The organism is bacterium, from assembly GCA_021108215.1.
In the GTDB taxonomy this organism is placed as follows: Bacteria; Oederibacteriota; JAAXVQ01; order JAAXVQ01; family JAUVAV01; genus JAIORK01.
In genome coordinates, this window is the sequence record JAIORK010000037.1 from 40,693 (window position 1) to 62,238 (window position 21,546).

Annotated in this window: 17 protein-coding genes; all 17 read right to left on the bottom strand. The window is 44.7% G+C overall.

The features are described from left to right. Positions 1-9 precede the first annotated feature (9 nt). A complete protein-coding gene (locus K8S19_08765; protein ID MCD4813767.1) occupies positions 10-408 on the bottom strand; it encodes a hypothetical protein in 399 nt (132 codons plus the stop codon). 92 nt (positions 409-500) lie between these two features. Beyond that, positions 501-1,109 carry a hypothetical protein gene (locus tag K8S19_08770; GenBank protein MCD4813768.1) on the bottom strand — a complete coding sequence of 203 codons (609 nt, stop codon included), beginning with the start codon at positions 1,107-1,109 and terminating at the stop codon, positions 501-503. Between the two features lie 35 nt (positions 1,110-1,144). Further along, complete coding sequence (locus K8S19_08775; GenBank protein ID MCD4813769.1) at positions 1,145-3,457, bottom strand: hypothetical protein; 2,313 nt, start codon at positions 3,455-3,457, stop codon at positions 1,145-1,147. Positions 3,458-3,468: 11 nt separating this feature from the next. After that, positions 3,469-4,101, bottom strand: coding sequence for a sigma-70 family RNA polymerase sigma factor (locus K8S19_08780; GenBank protein MCD4813770.1), 633 nt, complete (start codon positions 4,099-4,101; stop codon positions 3,469-3,471). Between the two features lie 20 nt (positions 4,102-4,121). Further along, the gene (locus tag K8S19_08785; GenBank protein MCD4813771.1) at positions 4,122-4,523 is read right to left on the bottom strand and encodes a hypothetical protein; all 402 of its coding nucleotides are present in this window, start codon (positions 4,521-4,523) and stop codon (positions 4,122-4,124) included. A gap of 497 nt (positions 4,524-5,020) precedes the next feature. Continuing rightward, complete coding sequence (locus K8S19_08790) at positions 5,021-6,409, bottom strand: sigma-54 dependent transcriptional regulator (GenBank protein ID MCD4813772.1); 1,389 nt, start codon at positions 6,407-6,409, stop codon at positions 5,021-5,023. Next, positions 6,409-7,635, bottom strand: coding sequence for a HAMP domain-containing histidine kinase (locus tag K8S19_08795; protein ID MCD4813773.1), 1,227 nt, complete (start codon positions 7,633-7,635; stop codon positions 6,409-6,411). The genes K8S19_08790 and K8S19_08795 overlap by 1 nt, the downstream gene beginning before the upstream one ends. Positions 7,636-7,692: 57 nt before the next feature. After that, positions 7,693-8,640 carry a phosphate/phosphite/phosphonate ABC transporter substrate-binding protein gene (locus tag K8S19_08800; GenBank protein ID MCD4813774.1) on the bottom strand — a complete coding sequence of 316 codons (948 nt, stop codon included), beginning with the start codon at positions 8,638-8,640 and terminating at the stop codon, positions 7,693-7,695. Next, complete coding sequence (locus K8S19_08805) at positions 8,624-10,219, bottom strand: TolC family protein (protein MCD4813775.1); 1,596 nt, start codon at positions 10,217-10,219, stop codon at positions 8,624-8,626. Before K8S19_08805 ends, K8S19_08800 begins: the two co-directional genes overlap by 17 nt. A 100-nt stretch (positions 10,220-10,319) precedes the next feature. After that, positions 10,320-11,900, bottom strand: coding sequence for a hypothetical protein (locus K8S19_08810; protein MCD4813776.1), 1,581 nt, complete (start codon positions 11,898-11,900; stop codon positions 10,320-10,322). Between the two features lie 456 nt (positions 11,901-12,356). Continuing rightward, complete coding sequence (locus K8S19_08815; protein MCD4813777.1) at positions 12,357-13,670, bottom strand: PhoH family protein; 1,314 nt, start codon at positions 13,668-13,670, stop codon at positions 12,357-12,359. A gap of 87 nt (positions 13,671-13,757) precedes the next feature. Further along, positions 13,758-14,678: a branched-chain amino acid transaminase gene (locus tag K8S19_08820; GenBank protein ID MCD4813778.1), complete on the bottom strand. Its 921-nt coding sequence runs from the start codon at positions 14,676-14,678 to the stop codon at positions 13,758-13,760. Positions 14,679-14,916: 238 nt separating this feature from the next. After that, a complete protein-coding gene (locus K8S19_08825) occupies positions 14,917-15,291 on the bottom strand; it encodes a PilZ domain-containing protein (protein ID MCD4813779.1) in 375 nt (124 codons plus the stop codon). Positions 15,292-15,460: 169 nt separating this feature from the next. Next, a complete protein-coding gene (locus tag K8S19_08830) occupies positions 15,461-15,835 on the bottom strand; it encodes a PilZ domain-containing protein (GenBank protein ID MCD4813780.1) in 375 nt (124 codons plus the stop codon). A 105-nt stretch (positions 15,836-15,940) separates the two neighbouring features. After that, positions 15,941-16,378, bottom strand: a complete 438-nt coding sequence (locus tag K8S19_08835) for a PilZ domain-containing protein (GenBank protein ID MCD4813781.1) — start codon at positions 16,376-16,378, stop codon at positions 15,941-15,943. Positions 16,379-16,435: 57 nt separating this feature from the next. Continuing rightward, positions 16,436-18,088 carry a Na/Pi cotransporter family protein gene (locus tag K8S19_08840; GenBank protein ID MCD4813782.1) on the bottom strand — a complete coding sequence of 551 codons (1,653 nt, stop codon included), beginning with the start codon at positions 18,086-18,088 and terminating at the stop codon, positions 16,436-16,438. 336 nt (positions 18,089-18,424) lie between these two features. Beyond that, positions 18,425-21,484 carry a hypothetical protein gene (locus K8S19_08845; protein MCD4813783.1) on the bottom strand — a complete coding sequence of 1,020 codons (3,060 nt, stop codon included), beginning with the start codon at positions 21,482-21,484 and terminating at the stop codon, positions 18,425-18,427. Positions 21,485-21,546: the final 62 nt, after the last annotated feature.

Consider the following 21,546-nt stretch of genomic DNA (forward strand, 5'->3'; position numbering starts at 1 on the left):
CCTTTTTTTTCATTTTTCAATGACAATATTGATGACTTTGTCAACCGTACTACCGGATTCCACAACAATGCTGTTCTGATTGTTATCACCTGAACCATCATTTAAATTAATATTATTTTTATTTGATTTTTTCTTCTCTTTTTCCACATCTTTTTTAGCCTTTTCATTGCCTTTGGCCATGTCTTCCTTTTTAGCGGCATATTCCCATACCTTGGCATCCCCAAGAGCATCTGACACAATAAAACTGATATTGGTATCCGGTTTTCCCAAATCGTCATACTCTTTGATGCTGTCATCTTTGTACTTGGAAATATCATCATCAAAATCTCCGGCCGATACCATAACAGTCGTCATCCCGGTGATTAAAAAGCCTATTAACAACACCCTCAAACATCTCATCCCTACCATGTCATCCTCCAATCAAGCAATCATCTGTCGGCCATCACGGGCCAAACCACACATCGACCCGCGATGGCCGCTATCCGTTCCTTTCTTTCGGATTATTCCCCGACAATAGCACCCATGTTGGCTTCCGAATCCTCACCTACAGCAATATTCATGGCTCCTCCATCAACTTCCACATTATTGGTCCATGTACTGCCGACATGGTATCCATCCTTTAAATCAATCGATCCCATCCGCGAGGTGGAATTTTTCCCCACTGCGACATTCAAGCCTGATTTAATTTCCACTTTGTTGGTGAGCTTACCGGTCACCCGGGAATTTTCAATATTGATTGAACCCATGGAAGCATTGGAGCCTTCCCCCACAGCGACATTCAGCCCTTCCTTAACATTGACATTGTTATTAAGCTGACCGGACACTTTGGCGCCCTTAAGACTGATCGAACCCATAGAAGCGGTGGAATTTTCCCCAACCGCCACATTGAGTGCCTGTTTCGAAAGTGTCACTTTGTTGGTCACATCCCCGCCTGCTGTAGACACACCATTTTTCATACGAATCGTGCCCATGTCCGCTTTGCTGCCTTTTTTTACCGCAATATTTGTCGAACCATCTACTTTTACGTCATTGGTAATATCTGCATGAACTAATCCGCTGCTGGAAATCACCAGAATGGCTGCCACCGCATAAATTATTTTTTTCATCATTCATTCCCCTTTCATTTTTTGTTTGCTCAAGCAGTTCATTTAAATACAACTGAATTTTTATTGGATGCGCCACCTCCTATTGAAACATTGACATTCTGTCCGCTTACCCCGCTGAACGGTATATCGATATCATTGATCACAACCCCGGCTTTGGAGCTATTGCCAACACTCCCGCCGGCACTTCGATTCTTAATGATCACTGAACCGGAATTGGCCTCTGCACTTGATCCAATGGCGACATTGGTGGCTGTCATACCGGATACTTTGTTGGAAATATTTCCCTGGAAACTGCTGTTTTCCATGACCACAGAGCCTAAGTTGGCTTTGGCATCTTTTCCCAAAGCCACATTGGTGGCCACGCCGCTGCCGGTTTTATTGGAAATATTTCCGTGTACGCGGCTGTTTTTCAATTGCACAGACGAAACATTGGCAATGACATTTTTTCCGAGCGCCACATTGGTCACCACACCACCGGATGTCTTATTGCTGATTGAACCTTTGACAGCACTGTTTTTCATGTCCACTGCTGAAATATTGGCAGTCGCGTTTTTCCCTAAAGCCACATTGGTGCTCACGCCACCCGCACTGACATTCACGATGCTGCCGGCGGCAGTGCTGTTTTCCATATTCACTGCACCCTGCAGTGCTTTCACATCCTTACCAAGTCCCACGTTGGTCACGATCCCGCCTGCTGCGGTGTTCACCATGCTTCCCTTGACTTTGCTCTTCTCAAGATTGGCGCCGCCTTGAACTGCTTTCACATCTTTTCCCAATCCCACGTTGGTCACAATCCCGCCTGCTGCGGTGTTCACCATGGTTCCTTTGACTTTGCTCTTCTCAATATTGGCGCCACCTTGAATGGCTTTCACATCCTTGCCAAGTCCCACATTGGTCACAATACCGCCAACTGCGGTGTTCACCATCGTTCCCTTGACTTTGCTATTCTCAAGATTAGCTCCACCTTGAATGGCTTTCACATCCTTGCCCAATCCCACATTGGTCACGATCCCGCCAACTGCGGTGTTCACCATCGTTCCCTTGACTTTGCTATTCTCAAGATTAGCTCCACCTTGAATGGCTTTCACATCCTTGCCCAATCCCACATTGGTCACGATCCCGCCAACTGCGGTGTTCACCATCGTTCCCTTGACTTTGCTATTCTCAAGATTAGCTCCACCTTGAATGGCTTTCACATCCTTGCCCAATCCCACATTGGTCACGATCCCGCCAACTGCGGTGTTCACCATCGTTCCCTTGACTTTGCTATTCTCAAGATTAGCCCCACCTTGAATGGCTTTCACATCTTTGCCAATACCCACATTCGTCACTGTCGCTCCGGCACTTGTGTTAATCACTGTTCCTTTAATTTTACTCTTCTCAATGTTGGCCGCTCCCTGGTTGGCTTTTACATTCTTGCCAATACCCACATTCGTCACTGTCGCTCCGGCACTTGTGTTAATCACTGTTCCTTTAATTTTACTCTTCTCAATGTTGGCCGCTCCCTGGTTGGCTTTTACATTCTTGCCAATACCCACATTCGTCACTGTCGCTCCGGCACTTGTGTTAATCACTGTTCCTTTAATTTTACTCTTCTCAATGTTGGCCGCTCCCTGGTTGGCTTTTACATTCTTGCCAATACCCACATTCGTCACTGTCGCTCCGGCACTTGTGTTAATCACTGTTCCTTTAATTTTACTCTTCTCAATGTTGGCCGCTCCCTGGTTGGCTTTTACATTCTTGCCAATACCCACATTCGTCACTGTCGCTCCGGCAATGGTATTGACAACATTCCCTTTGACAGTGCTGTTCTTCAGAACTGTGCCGGCTTGATTGGCTTGGTTTCCTTTTCCAATCGCTATATTGGTAATCGTCTGTCCAACCGCAGTATTGATGCTGCTGCCTTTGAGTTTGCTGTTTTGCGCATCTACTGATGCCTGATTGGCGATATTTTTCTTTCCAATCGCTATATTAGTAATCGTCTGTCCCTGGTTATAGGTGGTGATCACACCTTTGGATTGGGTATTCTTCATGGATACAGATCCCATATTCGCCTTATTTTCCTTGCCAATGGCAATATTGACTTCCGTATCCGCGCTCCCGGTATTCACCAGGACTCCCTTCTGGCCGCTATTTTCAAGTTGGACAGATCCCATGTTGGCCTTATTTTTCTCTCCGATACTAAGATTGACATCTCCGGAACCTTTCTCGGTCTTGTTTAAGACAACACCCTTCACTTCTGACTCAGCATAACTGTTCCAGGAAATATAAACCGTCATGGCCACTATCAAAACCAAACGCAAATACCCAAGACACCTGCTTCTTTTTTCCAACAAGGATATTCGATTCATTTTCCCCTCCCTCATGAATCCCGGGATACTTTGTCAAAATGTTGCATAAATACTTCGGCCGGTGATATCCGGGATTTGTTTTGTTCGATCCGGTAAAACCGCACAAATTGTTTTTTTGCCCGCAGGAGCTGCACACCCACGGTTGTACAGGAGACAGAACATTCCCGGGCGGTTTCCAGATAGGTTCTGTCTTCAAAATAGATTTTTAAAATGATCCGACGATATTTGGAAGGTAAATCCATCAAGGCCACCAGAACCCGTTTTTTCATCCGACCATGCAACAGATGATCGATATATCCGGGGTGGGCATCATCCGGCTGCTGATTTTCCAATACATTATTGTCTTGCAGAACACACCATGACATGCCGCACTGCTTGCGCCAATGCGCCATGCAGGCATTCACCGTGATCCGGTACAACCAGGACCATAATTCCCCATCGTGCCGAAACATTAATATCTTTTTTTTCGCCAACACCCGCAGCATGACTTCCTGGGCCACATCCTCGGCATCCATCTGGGATTTTAAATAACGGCGGCTCAACCCAACAATCCTGGGATAGTAACGCGTGTATAATATTTCCCCTGCATGTCCGTCCGCCTGGCGGTAGGCTTCAATGAGTTGAATGTCCGGCATCACATCCATACTCTCTCCTCCCTGATTCGCTAGCACTGACTTGATTCCCGTCCAACTACTTGTTCTGGTTGTTGGTTTGCTTTTTGCAGAATTTCTTTCAGACTGTCCACTTCCACTGGTTTGATTAAAAAACGGGATATCCCTAACGTGGCCTGAATTTTTTGTACCATTTGATTGAATTCCCAGTGCAAGACAACAATATTCATCCGGGGATGTGCAGGATACAAATTCAGCAGCACTTTATGATCAATATTCGATATGGTCTCAATATCAATAAATAAATACTGAAATGAATTGCCGCCCAGCAGATCATCAAGCACAAGGTGATTGGTGCTGATATAGACTTTGAACAAATCAATATGCTCAATCTGTTCTTTCAAAATATGTGCAGAATCAATATTGCCATCTACAATGAGTATTTTCCCGCTCATGATCCCCCCGGATATGAAAAATAAATTCCTGCTGATTATTAATGCAGGATCTATGCCAAATTTCTTCGGCTTGGCAGAATCATGAAAAAGCTTTATTTTATCGATTTTTAATTATTAGGGATTTATACAGAATGTAATTTTAGGAAGTATTTACTTCTTAAATAAGAAGCACGAACTTTTCCAGAAATAACGCTGCCATTCATGAAAATACAACACTGTTTTGAAAAACGTGTATAAATAATTTCCCGACTAAGCTGGCCGGGTGTGGCAGACCAAATTTAAATTTATTGCAATTTATTCAAAATCGGATATTTTTAAATCCTCCTATTGAAGATTGGCCCAATTCCAGCGCAAGGCGGCGAATTATTTATACACGTTTATATCAGCTACTTCTTTCACGATAAAAATCCACGGGATTACCCGGCATCCGGCATACGCCGGACAAGTTACGCCGGGCAGACTGCCCATGGCATTTTTGTCGAAAGATGTTCGCGCTATCACGATAAAAGTTGCAATTTTTTCAAAACCTGGCGCAGGTATTCAGGTTTCATACCCAGATAGTTGGCAGTTTGCGTAATTTTTTTTTGATGACGCTCATAATGAAAACCATAAAAAGCTTTTCTTATTTTAAATTCTTGCTCCTTTTCAAACTCACTAAATTCAGTATATTTCATTTGTTGCAACCGGGATTGGATCAATCCCACTGGATCATCTTCGCTGCTCTCATGAGAGGCCAAGGCTCCCTCCACATCCTTCAATCCCAGCGTATTACCACTGCATCGGTGAATGCCGCGTACAATACAGTTTTCCAGTTGCCGGACATTCCCGTCCCATTTCATTTGCTGGAATACATCCAGTACTTCCTGATCAATCTCTTTAATATTTTTATGGTTGTTTAACGCGAACAGATCCTTGGTCAAATAAGTAATATCCTCACGTCGTTCCCTCAAGGATGGAATCGTCATAATATTTTTTTCAAACCGGTAAAACAATTCCTGTAAAAACCCGCCCTTTCTTACCATTTCACGAAGATTCCTGCTGGTGGCCGCCAAAATAATCACATCCACTTTTTTCTCAGTATTCGATCCAACCCGGCGAAAGGTCTTAAACTGAATGAACCTCAACAGCTTGGTCTGATGACTGAGGGATAAATGCCCGATCTCATCAAAAAACAAAATGCCGTTTTCAGCTTTTTCCACCAATCCCATGTGATCACGCGTGGCATTGGCAAACGCACCTTTTGTATACCCAAACAGCTCGGACTCAAACAATTCACTCGGAATACCAGGACAGTTGACATTGATCATAGTGCTGTTTCGCCGGTTACTGTGCTGATGATACATTCTGGCCGCCACTTCTTTTCCTACGCCGGTCTCCCCTTCAAACAGGGTGTCCATATTGGCCTGGGCGGCCCGATAAATCTGTTTAGTAATATCCAATATCCGCGTTGATTTACCGCCTAAAATCCATTCCTGTTCCTTTTGAATTCCGAAAGACTGCGTTTCATCAATTGCACTTAATATTCCGGCAACCTTTTCAATAAATTCTTTATACTCAGTAATGGGTTTATAATCAAAATCATTCGCACCCATTTCAAGTGTTTTAACCAAAATGCTTGTATCACCAGTTCCGCTTAACATAACAACCGGAAGTTCCTGCTTTGAATATTTTTTTCTCAATTTTTTCAGAGCTTCTATACCGGCGCGTTTGTCATTCACACCAAAATCAATATCTAAAAAAATAATTTCAGGTTGTGCAGCTTCGACAGCTTCCAAACAATGCTCACAATCCTCACTGAACGCAACCTGATAATTGTCCAATTCCATGCGCTCTTTGAAAATTTCCATAAAAGCAACATCATCATCAATAATTAGAATCCGCGCCATTATTCCACCCTCTTTTTCGGACCAGGTCCATTCTTCGGCAATTGTACGAAAAATGTTGTGCCTTGTCCAAGTGTGCTGCTCAGTATGCTGACTTCGCCACCCAGCAATTTTGCCAACTCACGAGCATTGCTCAACCCGAGACCTGTACCCTCTTTTTTTGAGGGTAATCTTCTGAAGGGTTTAAATATCGTTTCCCAATGGTGCCTCTCAATCCCGGGACCGTGATCAGTAATTAATATTACTATCATCCCATGTTTCTCACCCAAATGGATATCAATGTCTGTCTGCACCCGGGTAAATTTAACCGCATTATCAATCAAATTCATAACAATACGTTCAAAAATATGTTTGTCGGTTTTCATAAAAATTGTTTCGGCGGGCAAATGAAGATGGATTTTTTTTCTTTCTTTGGAAAGTGTCACTTCAAATTGATTTTTCTTGTTTTTCAGCAATAACCCAACATCTTTTCCTTCAAGATTCAGCTTCACTTCGCGATGACTTAGGTTTTCATGATCACTTAGATTAAAAAGAAAACGATTTAATGCCCTGGATTCTTCATGGGATAACTTAATATTATTCTGCAAATTCGGCACTTCCTCATTCCTTCCCAACAGGGTGTCCATATAATCCAGCCGTGTAGATATCCTATTTAATACTTTCCGGGCATCATGCGTAATTTTGGAAATAGTTTGTGATTTTTTTTCTTCAGCTTGCGCTAAAAAATAAAACGATAAAATCAGCGCCAACAGCAAAAGTAAAATGGCACTGATCGCCAGCAAAATATTGTCCTTGCGATGCATAAATTTTTCCAAAGTAAAAACAATCCTGAGCACAAAGCGTCCCTGGAGCAAATCCGGATGAAACGGCAGAATCGTATCAATTACCAAATAAAGGCTCTTGTCATTTGAATAAAACATTTCCGCATTCGATTCAGGTGGTTTTGTCAGCAATGTTGTCAAAGATGAACTCTCGCCGGATTGCGTGGTCATCTCTTTATCCATGTACAATGCCATGTACTGAATGTGTGTGGTTGCAGTTAAAAGGCGCATGGTATCCAATAGATTGTCGTACTGATTTTCCAATAAATAATGCATCGCACTCTTGCTGATTTGTTCACCAAGATTTTTAGATTCTTGAATATGATTATTTTCCATCTCTTCAAGATTGATAAATAACATTGCGATTGCACCTAAACCTACGAGAACCGCAGTGATGGCCGCAATCATGAATCTGTTTTTTCTCCAGAACCGCTTACCTTTCAATACCTGTATCCGCTTTCCTGCCTAAAAAAGTTCCATGGCACTGTATTTTTCCGTCCATTGTTGGTATCTTTTTTCATCCTCCGGCGAGATCGGCATGGCCCGGTCACAACCTAAAAAATAGAGCATCTGATGAAGTCCCGGATCTTCGTGCATTCGCGCAAAAAATTCCCCACATTTTTGAATGCGCGCCATTTTTTCCTTGTCTGCAGAAGCTCTGTAAAAAATAGGCAAATCAGCAATAGAATCCGGATGTTTAAGGAACGGCTGGATCGCTTCCCCCAATTCAGGCCGGAGTTTGGTAAAAACATCCAATGCATACTCGGTCTCCAACACCACATCCGTGGTCCGATAAAATAAAGAAAAAATTGAATTACGACTGCTGTTATACATTTTTACGGATTTAAAATATGTTTTTTCGTCATATCCGGCAAGCTTACTAAAAAAAAGATAGCGTATTTTATTTGTATCATGCGGATGGTTAATCCCAAGTGTTTTTCCCCGCAACTGGCCGACATGTTGAATATTATCTTTTTTTCGGACAATCAGTATGTAGTGATCATTGGACAATCTGCCGGCACGTTTTTTTTGCTGAAAACGAACCAATGGTTTGACCAAACTTTTCTTGTAATGCTTCAGAAAATTCACCAAATGACCACAACCGATGTCTGCCTGGTTTTCAGAAATTTTTCGATACATTTTCTTGTCATTTTCAAAAAAACGAAATTGTATCTGAAAGCCCAGTTGAGGAATCATATATTCATAGACCAAGGCTTTGTAAACTTCCATGGCTTCCCGCGGATTGACATAGTGTTGTAATCCCGATTTGGAAAGACAGAACACCACATCACTCGATTCGAACCCGTTGTTTTTGACCTGGGTGATTGTCGCTGCACCAACCGGCAGGGCAAGACAACCGATGATCAAGCATGTCCCTATTTTTAATCGAACAGCCTCAAAATACTTGTTCATGCAAATCTTTTCCCATCATCCGGATGTATTCAATCATTTGATTCTGATATTCCAAACAGGTCTCTAAATACTCAATCCTGACCTCGCTCTCATCCACTTGCGCCTCAATCATATCGCTGGTTTTGACCTCATCAATCCGGTACCCTTCAATGGCCAGTTGGGAACGCTCCCTGGCGTCGGCTTCAGCTTTTTCCAGGCGCTGGAGTGATCGTACCGAGCTCTCCAAATCTTTCAACAATACTTCCATTTGGGTTGTCAGCGCGTGTTTGGCATAAACCACCTCTTTTTTTGCAGAAGCATAGGCAGCCTGTTTCTCCCGAAGTACTGAGATACTCCCCATACCGAGTGGAAACGTCCAGCTCGCACCCACCGTGACCTGCCAGGAAGATTCCGGCATATTTCCGAATTCCGGTTCTTCGTGAAATGTATTGAATTCTCCACTCACACCGATCATGGGAAATAATTCCGCACGGGCAACTTCGACTTCCTTTTCCGCCAGTTTTTCCCCCAATTCCAGTTGCTGCCAGTTATGGTTTTTGGTTTGCATCGTATCAAATGATTCCTCCACAGTTACTATAAGCGCATTGGGGACCCTCGTATTTCCCCGGATGGTCACCGAATTTCCAGACCCTAATAACAACTGTAAATATCGGTTACCCTTCTCGACTTTGTTCAAAGTTTCCTGTTTCATATGCTCAATTTTATTGGCATAAACTTTGATGGTCATATAATCATACTGATTTTTCTTGCTGCGAGTGCTTTTCATTAGTGCCTTGGTAATCACCCGGAGCATCTTGAAGCGGCTCTCCATCTCCTCCGCCAAGCCAAGCAATTGTTCTCCTTGTGAGAGCGCAAAATACGTCTGACAAATCTGGCTGAAAATTGCCTGCACGCTTTCTGCTTGTTCATGCATTTTCAGTTCTTCATTCCAACCGGCTTGTTGATAGCGTCCGGATATTTTTCCAAAGGTGAAAATGGGTTGGGTTAATTTGAAACTTGATCCAAAATAATGACCGCCCAAATAACCGGATTCGATGGATTGAGGAATGGTATCGGCGGCATCAAAATATTGTTGTAATACTTTAATTTTTAAATCTTGAGGTATGGGTTCCGTCTCTCCGGGAGGTATAAAGCCAGGATCTAAAAAACCACTCCCATATTCATCATAGTATTTCTTAAATTTTGTAAACTCAAGAGGATCTGTCTCTGGTCCATACCCCCATGGAGAATATCCTCCATCGAGAATTTCATCTTTCATCGAAAAATAAGCGTATGTAAAAACAAACAAATCATAATACTCATCCGGCAAGGTAATGTTGCTGACACGATCATGATCCAAGATGGTCCAACCGGCTTCCACAGACAAACTTGGAAAAAAATATGACAATGCCTGGCCCTTGAGCGCGGATGCCATTTTGACTTTCTCGTAATGACTTTGTATCTGCGGATTATTCTGTAAAGCCATACTAAGACATTGATTCAAAGTTAATGCTTCGAGATTGTCATCAGCGGAAATTTTTCCATAAATGGCTGCCATGAATAAAAAAACCAGTAAAAACGCAAGGTGTTTTTTTGACAAGACTCCCCCCCGATCATCTTAAATTAATTGAAATTTAACATAACCAAAAGGGAATATAAAGAAAATAGTATCCGTTTTTTTCAACAACTCTATTAAACCACTAAAAATGAATTCCCAAACCGAATATAAAACCCAGACTTTTTGAAGGAAGGGTGATGGTATCTGCATCCAGCTGGAGAGATGCTTCGGTTGTGCCGGTTTCGTAGAAAACTGCGGCATGCCAGTAGCTGCCGCTCAGTCCGCCCCAGTCCAGCGCCAGTGTGACGGCCGGCACCAATTTTTTATCATCAAATTCCGCCTGATCCAGAGAAAAGGTCCGGACGCGAAAAGCCGGTCCGCCGGATATTCGCAATTGCAAAAATGACTCTTGAAAGGACCAGCGGGTTAGCCAGGCCAATTCAGCGCCCATACTATACTCCTGAATATAAAGTCCCTTGTCCAATCCGGATTCAGACTGTTTTTCGGCAGCATTGATATAAAGTCTGGCAAAGGGAACCACGCCGAGGCTAATATCCAAATGCGGTCCGCTCAATAGGGTCAACAGAGTTGCCAGATATTCGGCCCGAAACCCCAGATTAACCAGATTGTTATCATTGACATAGCCTTTTCCGCGCAAACCGCTCCCAATACTCTCTGTCTGATAGTTCAAAGACAAAATCAGCTCATTGTCCAAAGATCCCGCCGGATCATTTTTCGCTGCTGCTTGTGAAACCCACGCCGGCCCGATCACGGATTTATCAATTCGGTCTTTCTGGAATTTTCGCTGCCCAGCCATATTGCGCCGGTGTGCCAAAACATAGGCTTTATCCGCACTTCCCTTGTGATTAAGAATAAGAAAATTGCCAATGATCAGCGCCCCGGTCAAATTTTCAATGCGCGCATTATTTTGCGCGGCAATTGCAAACCCAATTGTTCCGGCCAAAAAAAGCAGCTCGGAATACATGACTGTAGACGATTCCCGCATCCCCGGTTCCAAAGTCTCTTCACCCAATCCGGGCAGCAAAGCTGATAAAAAAGAGAGTTTTTCCGGAGAAAAAAACCGTACATCCATGGCTTCAGCTGCTTCCAATCCTAAGGGATGCATTTTTTGTGATACCCAAAAGTCTTTAAGCAATGTGAGCGTGTTGGTTTCCCGATGCCGTGCTTGCCAGGCCATTTGATAGGCAGCCCAGCCTGAATATTCTGATTCCGGATATTTTTCCAGGAAGCGCTCCCAACCGGCTGCTTGATCCCCTTGCAAAATTGCATCAATCTGAAGCGTCAGCAACGCGATGCATTCTGAAAACGCCGGTGTTTCCGGCCCATACCGGTTTTGTTCAATTTCATGATAAGCAGTTTTCATAAGACGGGAAATTTCCGGATCAAGATCAAAGTGAGGAAGATAGGGTGTGTCTTCCGGAATTTCAGGAAGAATATTTTGTAAGGGGCTTTTGGGATAATATTCTTGGAGGTATTGCAGGTATTGCTCACTGCGGTCAGATTGTCCGAGCGCATCCAGCGTGAGTGCCAACCAGTAAAGCTCCAAATCCTGCAACCGTCCCGCCGGGGTCTGGGGATAGTACGCTGTCAGCTTTTGCGCAGCCGTATAGTAGTGGTCCAATTCAACCGCACCGAATACCGGACCTGGGCTGACTGTCAATCCCAGCATGAGTATCATGACCAAAATACATTTACGTTTCACAAATACCTCTTAAATACTTTCTCTATGTATCGATTGCCGCAATTATACAACCATGCATATTATAATGTAAAAATTTGTCAATTGAAGAAAAATCTGGTGTGTGTGATGAAGGTAGGAAAGAACCGTCGTGACCTGTCCTGCATATACAGGGTGTCCCGAACGTATGCATCGCTATGCAGAACCGTTCCCTACTTAGCCGATCCTGAAAAACATAAAAAATGCTGGAAATATTGAAAAAGCAATAAAAAAAACCTGTGCGTGTTGTTGAACGAATAAGCTGTATTTGTTGCAACCTACCATTTGTATGTCCCCGTATCATTGTATTGCCCATTTGCAGCATAGGAGTGAAACAATGCGCATATATCTCAAACGTATGAAGATACAAAAATTACACTATCATCTGACCAGGCTTCATCGAGAAATGAGTTCTAATTTGACTTTTTCAGGATCGACTACTTACAGCAGTTTCGCTGCCAGGGCTGCCAGGGGTGACCGTTCACTTTTGGTCAAAGTAATATGACCAAACAAACCTTGCGCTTTAAAGTGTTCGACCAAGTAGGTTAGTCCGTTGGAGTTGGAATCCAAATAGGGATTATCAATTTGATAAGGATCACCGGTCAAGACGACCTTGGTACCCTCCCCCGCCCGGGAAACAATGGTTTTCACCTCATGCGGGGTTAAATTTTGCGCCTCATCGACAATCATAAATTGTTTGGGAATCGAGCGTCCCCGAATGTACGTCAAGGACTCCAAAACAATCTTCCCGCTCTCATTTAAATACCGCAAGGTTCCTTCGCCGGTTTCTTCAGACTCCCCGTTTTGGTCCATTAAAAATTCCAAGTTATCAAAAATAGGCTGCATCCAAGGCGCGATTTTTTCCTCCTTGGAACCCGGCAAATATCCAATATCCCTTCCCAAGGGTATCACCGGCCGGCTTACCAGGATTCGACGGTATCGGCGCTCGTCCAAGGTTGCCCGAAGTGCAGCTGCAATCGCCAGCAGTGTTTTTCCCGTGCCTGCCGATCCTACGAGTGTCACCAGAGGTATATTACTGTCCAACAGCAATTCAAAAGCAAATTTTTGTCTCAGGTTTTTAGCCGTAATTCCCCAAATTTCCTGGTCACCCGAAATCAAGGGGACGATCATTTTTTCCTTCCAGTCGACCTTCCCCACCACGCTCTGATTTGAATCAGTTTTCCCATCCTTGAGAAGAATAAATTGATTGGGAAACAGCTCTGCTTCCGGTAAAGCCAGTTTTTTATCTGCTAAAAATTTCGCAATGAATTCGGAAGACACCTCCACAGTGGCAACCCCGGAGTAAAGCTCATCAATATTAACTTTGTGACTTTCAAAATCTTCTGCCTGAACTTCAACCACATCCGCCTTGACGCGCAGATTGACGTCTTTGGTAACCAACCGGACATTTCCCTCCCCCTGTTGTTGCAAAGACATGGCCAGGGCCAGTATCTGGTTGTCGATCCGGTTTGGTATCAACCCTTTCACCTTAACCTCCGGCATCTCAACCGGAATCTTCAAAATACCGCCGTTCTCCATTTTCACACCCTTGGAGAGTGATCCTTGACCGCGAAGTTTATCAATAAACCGGGAAACATGCCGGGCATTTTTCCCCTTTTCATCATTGCCTTTTTTAAATTTATCCAATTCTTCCAAAGCAACAATCGGAATCACAACCAAATTATCCGCAAACATTTTTAAGGCTTCGGGATTGTGAAGCAATACATTGGTATCGAGAATGAAGGTTTTTTTCATGAAAACAATCTCACTTTACGCTAAATTTAACTGCCTCATCAGTATCGGTTTCCGGCTGACGAAACATTACCGGCCGGTATCGCTGATTTACCTTACCTTGTCCATCCATTGATGCACGTCTTCCCGCTCACCTTTGAGGACGCCAAAATACACTTCCTGAATCGCTTGGGTCATCGGCCCACGCTTGCCATCACCGACCAGTATCTTGTCCACCCGGGTTATCGGTGTGATCTCAGCAGCCGTGCCGGTCATAAAAGCCTCATCCGCCACATAGAGACTCTCGCGTGGCAGAACATGCTGCTTGACCGTGTATCCCAGGTCCCGCGCCAGTTGAAATACACAGTGCCGGGTTATACCGGGAAGAATACTGGAAGAGGAAGGCGGGGTAAAAATCACCCCGTTTTTGATAATAAAAAGATTTTCACCCGACCCCTCGGATATATAACCAAAGGTATCCAATGCAATCCCTTCATCAAACCCGTCCTGAAGGGCCTCCATTTTAACCAATTGGGAATTCATATAATTGGAAGCCACCTTGGCCATGGCCGGCATGGTATTGGGTGCCGGACGGTTCCAGGAAGCCACCCGGACAGAAACACCTTTTTCCAGCGCATCCTCACCCAGATAGGCGCCCCATTCCCAAACAGCTATGGCGGTTTGAATGGGACATTTAAAGGGATTGATCCCCAAGGAATGATACCCGCGGAATATAAACGGGCGAATATAGGCTTCTTTTAAATCATTGGCAAGAATGGTTTCGCGCACCGCCGCGCAGAGTGTGTCCAAATCATAGGCAGTATCCATGCGGTATATTTTGGCTGAATCCAGCAACCGCTTCAAGTGCTCGCGAAGCCGAAGAATAAATGATCCTTTGGGATTGGCATACATTCGCAGACCATCGAAGGCACAAGAGCCGTAATGCAGGGCATGGGATAAAATATGTATCTTGGCATCATCCCAAGGCACAAGTTTTCCATCAATCCATATTTTTTTTGCCGGAAATCCCATGACACCCCTCCGATTCAATTGCCGTAAACGACCATGCTGTTTGGCGACGATAATTGCTTGTTGGCTTGACATCATACCCTGTCAGAATGCAATGTGCAAGTATTTTCCAAATACACGCCATCGGCTGCTATTGATCTTTTTTACAAGTCTGTTCGGCGTGAAAGCGATGAATACAACACACCTGGTCTGCTTATTTGTCACAACGTTGGATTTCAACCCAGCGGCGGGTAACCTTTTTTCAGCCGGCCTGATTCAGCCAAAGCTGTTCAAACCATTGCAGAAATTTCCGGCCTTCCTGGGAAATATCAACAAATGCCAGACCCACCTTATAGTTTTTCGGTTCCGGCAACATGCTCTTTTGCACCCAGGTCACTTTGGCGGCTGCCTCAACGTATTGCACCTCATTGCCTTCCGGCAATAGAAGCTTGAAACGCAGCACGGTATTGATCGCAACCGGTTCGGGAAGATAGACCTGCAATCCCCCCTGCGAGGCATTGTTGGTGATGCCTTCATTCTTTTTATTGTCCACTTCATAGGAAAACGGAAGATGGATAACAAACCTGGGAAAAACGCGGCGTTCAAATTCTATATCACCATATTTTTTTTTGTTCATATCGCTTCCTGTCTGTGAATTTCCCACCGCTCCGGTGTCACCGTCCGGAATTTTTTTCGGCATCTTGGGCACTACTAAGAAACATATTCTATAATGATTGTCGACATTTTATGGAATTTTATTAATGCTTTTTCGGATTCTATATGAGGTCAACTCATGGTGAGTGGAATTATTGCTTTTCGCCCTGCCATTCAATTAAAAACCTTTTCCATATCGTGGAAGCTGCTTCCGGCATTTCCACAAAGCGCAAACCAACCTGACATGCCCAGCCACTCTCGAAATTACCCTGCCTGGCCCAAACCACCTCAGCCTTAGCCTTGCAGGTATGCTTTTCATTCCCCAGGGGAAGCAGCATCGTTATATCAATAATCCGGCCTTGTTCAACACTGCCGGGTAAAAAGGCCATCATGCCGCCTAAAGAAATATTGGCCGAGACACCTTCGGGTGCTTGGGGGTCATCTGATATTTGAAAAGCCAACGGCAATGAAAAATCCAGCCGGGGATATCGGCGACGGTCAAATTGCGCACTTCCAAAACCCTTCATGCATAGCCTCCTGTTTTACAAACCGGCTTCAAAAATTCTACCATTACCTTCCTGACTTTAAAATCATTTTTTGGTTTTTTTTAAATACCGGGAGAAATTTTCAAATTACGTATAGAGAGAAGAATCCGGCTGGTCCAGCTTGAAATCAACCAAAAACTCTTTCAACCACTTACGATTATTTTGATCCAAATCCAGAAACTGTATTCCGATCATAAAACCGCCCTGAGGTGCTGCTGCACTCCAGGCGACGCGTGAAAGAACCTCAACTTCGAGGCATTCCTCTTCAGGAACATCCTTGGGATCTGTGAACCGTTTTTCTGTCGGCGGGAGATAAATAATCACCATTAAATTCTGATTTAGGGGAAGGTTCTGCTCAGAGTGCATCATCAAACCACCTGCGCCCAGGTCTTCGGCCAAGTCAGCCTGCGGTTCAGAAATATTCCCGCGATCCAAACAGCGAAACCTGACCTGAATTTTAATCGGCATCCGGGTAAAACGCCTTCGCTCTGCATTTGCCTCAGCCTTAAACGCCTCAGAAGCCATGTCATACCTCCCGCAGGAAAAGTGTTGCGAACGATTGATTATAAATCGAATTTAAATTTATTTCCACTGATAAGCGCGTAAAACCGCTTGTGAAATATTGGTAATATGATCCCCGATTTTTTCAATATTGTTAATAAAATCAACAAAAACCAGCCCACCCAAAGGACGGCACTCCCGGGCATTCATACGATCCAGATTCATCTGCTTCAATTGCTGATACTGCCGGTTCACATTTTCTTCCCGTACCAAAACCTGTTTGGCGGCGTCTCGATTGTTTTCCTGAAGCGCGATGATAACCTCTCTCAGCATTCGTTTAATCTCACTGCTCATTTCACGCAATTCATCCATCGCTTGATCATTAAGCTTAACTTCCAGGCGGGAATGCCGTTCCGCCAAATCCACCAGATTGATCGCATGATCACCGATTCTTTCCAAATCATTGACCGAATGCATGAGCACCGGCAACTGCCGGGCCTCGTCAGTACTAAGATTTTTCCGGGAAACATCAATTAAATAATCAGTAATATCATGCTGAAAACGATCGAGCCCCTGCTCATAATTTCCGACCTCACTTAATTTTTTGCGGTCATTTTCAAAAAACCCTTCAAGCACTGTATCAATGGTATGATTGGCAAGATTGGCCATACGGATAATCTCTTTTTTTGACTGATGAAGCGCCAGTGAAGGTTCATCGAGCAGGTTCGGTTCCAAATACTGCGGGATATGTGCATCCTCGCCCACCTTGGAAGGCATGAAACGGACCAGACTTCTTTCCAAAAAAGTCAGTAAGGGCAAAAATACAAAGCAGGTATTAAAAACATTAAACACCGTGTGAGAAAGCGCAATGTGTACCATCACATTTCCCTGCGACAGTTCTCCGGGAACCATCCATTGAATGAGTTTGGCATACCATCCGTTATGAACAAAAATCAACACATAAATAACACCGAAAACATTCACGATGGAATGCGCCATGGCGGTTCGGCGCGCGGTAAGGTTGGTCTGCAAACTGGCAAGTTGCGCTGTAATCGTGGTCCCGATGTTATCTCCCAAAATCAAGGGAATGGCTGCATTAAAATCCAGCAAACCCTGCCAAGCCAGGGCTTGAACAACCGCAATGGTTGCGGAGGATGATTGTACTAGGACAGTAAATACGGTCCCGGCCAAAACACCAAGAATGGGATATCTGGAAAAAAGCAGAAAAAATTCATTAATCTGTGGATGCGAGGCAAGCGGCTTGGCAGCATCTTTCATAATCAGCAAACCAAAAAACAAAACACCAAAACCAAAAACAACTTCACCGACCTGGCGCCACCGGATATTCTTGCTGTATGTAAGAAGAAAAAAACCAATGCCGATGGATGGCAGTGCATAATATTTAATGCTGAAGATGGACATGGAGGCAACAATCCAGGCGGTCAGCGTAGTTCCGATATTGGCACCCAATATAACTGAAAGGGCCTGGGTCAAGGAAAGCATGCCGGCATTCACCAACCCAACGGTCATCACAGTTGTGGCTGAGCTGCTCTGGATCAATGCCGTGATACCGGTTCCCAGTAAGAGTCCCATAAAACGATTTTTTGTCAAAAATGCAAGAATGCCTTTAATGCGATCACTTGAGGCATTCCGCAAAGCATCGGAAAGAGATTTCATTCCAAATAAAAAAAGACCCAATCCACCAATAAAACTAAAAATAATATTGAGTGCCATTTAATTGTCAATCCTCCAAAGTTTTCATTAATCGCCCAAAATCATACAGGAAAATTTTGAAAGGTCAAAGGAAAAGAGAGATAAAAATCCAAATGAACCCTATCTTCAACCACGACGGTCCAAATTAATCACGCATCCTATTGCCCGGTCGCATGGAGAGCTTATTTTTAAAGGAAAACTGATACTGTAACCATACGCTAGAGCCGGATTTGACGATAAGATCCCCTGCTGTTCTAAGTAAAACTTAAGCTGCGTTTTTTCCTTTGGAAATAAGCTCTCCATGCGATCCAACGAGCTGCTGTATTTCTTACTTTGAACAAGACTGGATTAAAACACTTATTTCGAACCGACTCCCTGGGATGCTGTCTTGACCGCCAATTCAGAAATATCCTTCACTTGCAACAGAACAGCACTTTCCCATGTCCAACCGCCGCCAGGCATGGCCAGCGTCAATTTGCTCTGTGAATCTGCATAAACCCACGCCGGCAGGGCACCCAGGCGAAATGCATAACGATGGGTCTTTTGATCACCCTGGAGGGTAAATGCGATGGTTTGCTGCGGATCGCCGCCCCATGACAAAACTGCCTGCTTTTTATCCAACTGCGTATCCACCGTCATTGCCATGACCAAAACATTAGCCGGTTTGGATTGCCCCTGCGCACGGACAAGCTCCAACCGCACGGTTTGATTCACACCGGCAACACGGATCGTTTCTCCCCGCGCTGTCACGGTAACGTCTTTTGCATCCACTGCTTTGATGCCTGCGGTGGCGAGGTAGCGGCCAACTGTACCACCCTGGTTCGGATCATATTTCCCCAGGGCACCCCACTGCAGGGGCAATGCATGCAGTTCAACCGGTTTTTTTAAGGCGGCAATGGCCTTGACATCCGGGTCCAATCCTTCAATCGGCGGCGAGAGCATCACCCAATTGGCAATCACCGCAGTAGGTGAGAATGTCTGTAAAAGATACTCTGAAATCGCATACTGTCTTACCACTGAAGGAATATTATCCAGCGCCATGGGGGTCCTATGGCTGCCCTGAAAAAGCACACTCTTGAGGTCCGCATTGGACAAATGACGTATGACATCCAATTGCTGTTCAAATGTTGCTGCGGTCGAGGTGCTAAGTGTTTTCACCACCGGTTTTCTGGGTACTAAAAAATACAGCAGGGGTTGATTGGAAAAATCATAAAAAGACTCAGTGGTTCCCACCTGCCCTTCCAAGTATTCAATCACCTGATCAAGTGCGGCTGCCTCTTGACCCGGCAGGAAGAGATTTTCCAGGCGCTCACTCTTGCCGCTCTTTAGACCATCAATGGCAATCTTATTTTTTTCACCAAACGCACCGGCCAATTCAGGCAGGGTGGTATATCCGCTCTGAGGAAAAAACGCCGCCGGCAAAAGTGCCGCAAATACGATCCCGCGCAGTAACTGTTGTTTGGCTGTCAAGCGATAGATAAAAAATGCCATTAACATGGCGGCCATCGGCAGCACGTCCGCTAAATACGAAAAATCACTCCGGCTTAAAAAACGCATCCAAAGCATTCCAGTGAAAACAACCAACACCAACACATTCCAGGGAAAAATACCGGTTTGCCTTATCGTCTTGACTGCCTGAATAATCATCAGGGCGCCGACGACCACCACGCCCGGCGGCAATGCAAATAACAGCATTTGCATGATGGGTGGATTTTCCATCCAGGAGGAGATCGGCAAACCGTATACCGCCGTATACTGGGTAATCACCCAAGAAAAATTCGAAAAATAAGCACCCAAGCTGCCGCTCATTCCCAAATAAAGCCACCAAGGCAGCAAACACAATACCGTGGCACCCAGATATATCCCAAATTGAATCACCCGATTTTTCAATGAGCTTTGACCAAACAGAGTATAGGCTGTCATTAAAAATAAATTACCGACCAAGGCTATTATTCCGGCGGTGTGGGATGCGATCAAAGACAGTACTGTGACAAGTCCTGAAAACACAAGAATAATCCAACGACCGCGCTGTATAAAATAGAGCGTAAAAATGAATCCAATAATGGGAAAGAAAAAACGCGTCATTGGTATGGTGCCCAAATGCCCGGTTAACAACACAATGGATAACAGCAGTGCCCAGATCCAAGGCAGACAAAAAATCGCCAATAAATAAATCGCCACCAAACCCAGCGGCGCCAACAAAACCATGAGCATCCGTAAAGATGCCACCGAAACGCCAAACCACTGGATGGCAGCCAACCCGCTTACTGCATCCGATAAAAAACCATGCCGTAAAAAAATTTCTTTAAATGGCAGTTTGCCCGAGAGCATTGCCTGGGCAACACCCAGACTCTCGCCTTCGTTAAATAAGTCGAGACTTCCCGTCAATGCCTGCTGATGAAAGGCCGCCCCCAGTGGATTATACGCAACCGCATACAACAAAAGCGGCACACCTAAAATCAACATCAGGGCGCGAAACAATTCCTCCCAGGCCGGACTTGTTTCCACTGTCTGCCGACGCAATCCCAGCAGACTCACTATCAGAATAGCGACAAAACCGGTGCCAACGAGAACCGGTAATACAACCGGCAGCCAAGCAGCCAATTGCCGGGTAACAACATTGCCTGCTTTTAAATAGTCAATCCATCCCAGCGTCTGCAAAGGCAGCAGGGCCAGGGGCAACAGGGACAATCCCAATGCCATATAAATTTGATCAAATGTTTTCTTGGAAAAAAACAATCCAACCAACGCCGCAAAAAGCAGCGAGACAATCCAAAACCCGATTCCCACCGACAGTGCAAACCACAGACCTCCACCCACCGTCACGGCCATTCCCGGCAATGACTGAATAAACCAGCCCACACCCGTACCCAGTGTGATCACACTGCCATGTGTAAAAAAATCTACCGGAGTATAGTCACTCTCCGTAGGATGCGCAAAAAATATCTTCCGTTTGTCTTTTTTCTCTAAAAGCGAGAGCAAGACGATCCCAAACGCCAATCCAAAAAAACTAATGAAGGGTGCAAACAAAAGCGCCTTTCCCTGACACAGATAAGTGATTTGAGGTAAAAAAACCGCAAAAGGAATTGCCCCTCTTTTCAACACTGTTTGTACATTCAAAGGACTTACCATTTTTTGTACATGGCCCAGCAGCGTCCAAATCAGCTGTCCGAAAACCGCACCCAACAATCCGCCGAGTAAAATCAAGGCTGTATCAAAACGTTCATGCACTGCCATCAATCCCAGGGTGATCGGCCCGGCAATATCGCTTGCCGGTGTTGTTATATTGCCAAACAGCTGTATCAATGCAAAAATTAATCCGGCACCGCCGACACTACTTGCCAATAAAACCAGGCCGCGATGAATAATCAATTCTTCCTTTTGGACTGCCGCTCTCACCTTGGAAAAATCCGCCATAAATCAATCTCCCCTCTTTAATAAACCGTGTTTGTGCTCAACCGTTCAGTACATCAGACTGC

Bases quoted from the DNA above. Each gene is read 5' to 3' on its own strand.
- K8S19_08765 (MCD4813767.1), bottom strand. From the start codon at position 408: ATGGTAGGGATGAGATGTTTGAGGGTGTTGTTAATAGGCTTTTTAATC.
- K8S19_08770 (MCD4813768.1), bottom strand. From the start codon at position 1,109: ATGATGAAAAAAATAATTTATGCGGTGGCAGCCATTCTGGTGATTTCC.
- K8S19_08775 (MCD4813769.1), bottom strand. From the start codon at position 3,457: ATGAATCGAATATCCTTGTTGGAAAAAAGAAGCAGGTGTCTTGGGTAT.
- K8S19_08780 (MCD4813770.1), bottom strand. From the start codon at position 4,101: ATGGATGTGATGCCGGACATTCAACTCATTGAAGCCTACCGCCAGGCG.
- K8S19_08785 (MCD4813771.1), bottom strand. From the start codon at position 4,523: ATGAGCGGGAAAATACTCATTGTAGATGGCAATATTGATTCTGCACAT.
- K8S19_08790 (MCD4813772.1), bottom strand. From the start codon at position 6,409: ATGGCGCGGATTCTAATTATTGATGATGATGTTGCTTTTATGGAAATT.
- K8S19_08795 (MCD4813773.1), bottom strand. From the start codon at position 7,635: ATGATTGCGGCCATCACTGCGGTTCTCGTAGGTTTAGGTGCAATCGCA.
- K8S19_08800 (MCD4813774.1), bottom strand. From the start codon at position 8,640: ATGAACAAGTATTTTGAGGCTGTTCGATTAAAAATAGGGACATGCTTG.
- K8S19_08815 (MCD4813777.1), bottom strand. From the start codon at position 13,670: ATGAAAAAAACCTTCATTCTCGATACCAATGTATTGCTTCACAATCCC.
- K8S19_08820 (MCD4813778.1), bottom strand. From the start codon at position 14,678: ATGGGATTTCCGGCAAAAAAAATATGGATTGATGGAAAACTTGTGCCT.
- K8S19_08825 (MCD4813779.1), bottom strand. From the start codon at position 15,291: ATGAACAAAAAAAAATATGGTGATATAGAATTTGAACGCCGCGTTTTT.
- K8S19_08830 (MCD4813780.1), bottom strand. From the start codon at position 15,835: ATGAAGGGTTTTGGAAGTGCGCAATTTGACCGTCGCCGATATCCCCGG.
- K8S19_08835 (MCD4813781.1), bottom strand. From the start codon at position 16,378: ATGGCTTCTGAGGCGTTTAAGGCTGAGGCAAATGCAGAGCGAAGGCGT.
- K8S19_08840 (MCD4813782.1), bottom strand. From the start codon at position 18,088: ATGGCACTCAATATTATTTTTAGTTTTATTGGTGGATTGGGTCTTTTT.
- K8S19_08845 (MCD4813783.1), bottom strand. From the start codon at position 21,484: ATGGCGGATTTTTCCAAGGTGAGAGCGGCAGTCCAAAAGGAAGAATTG.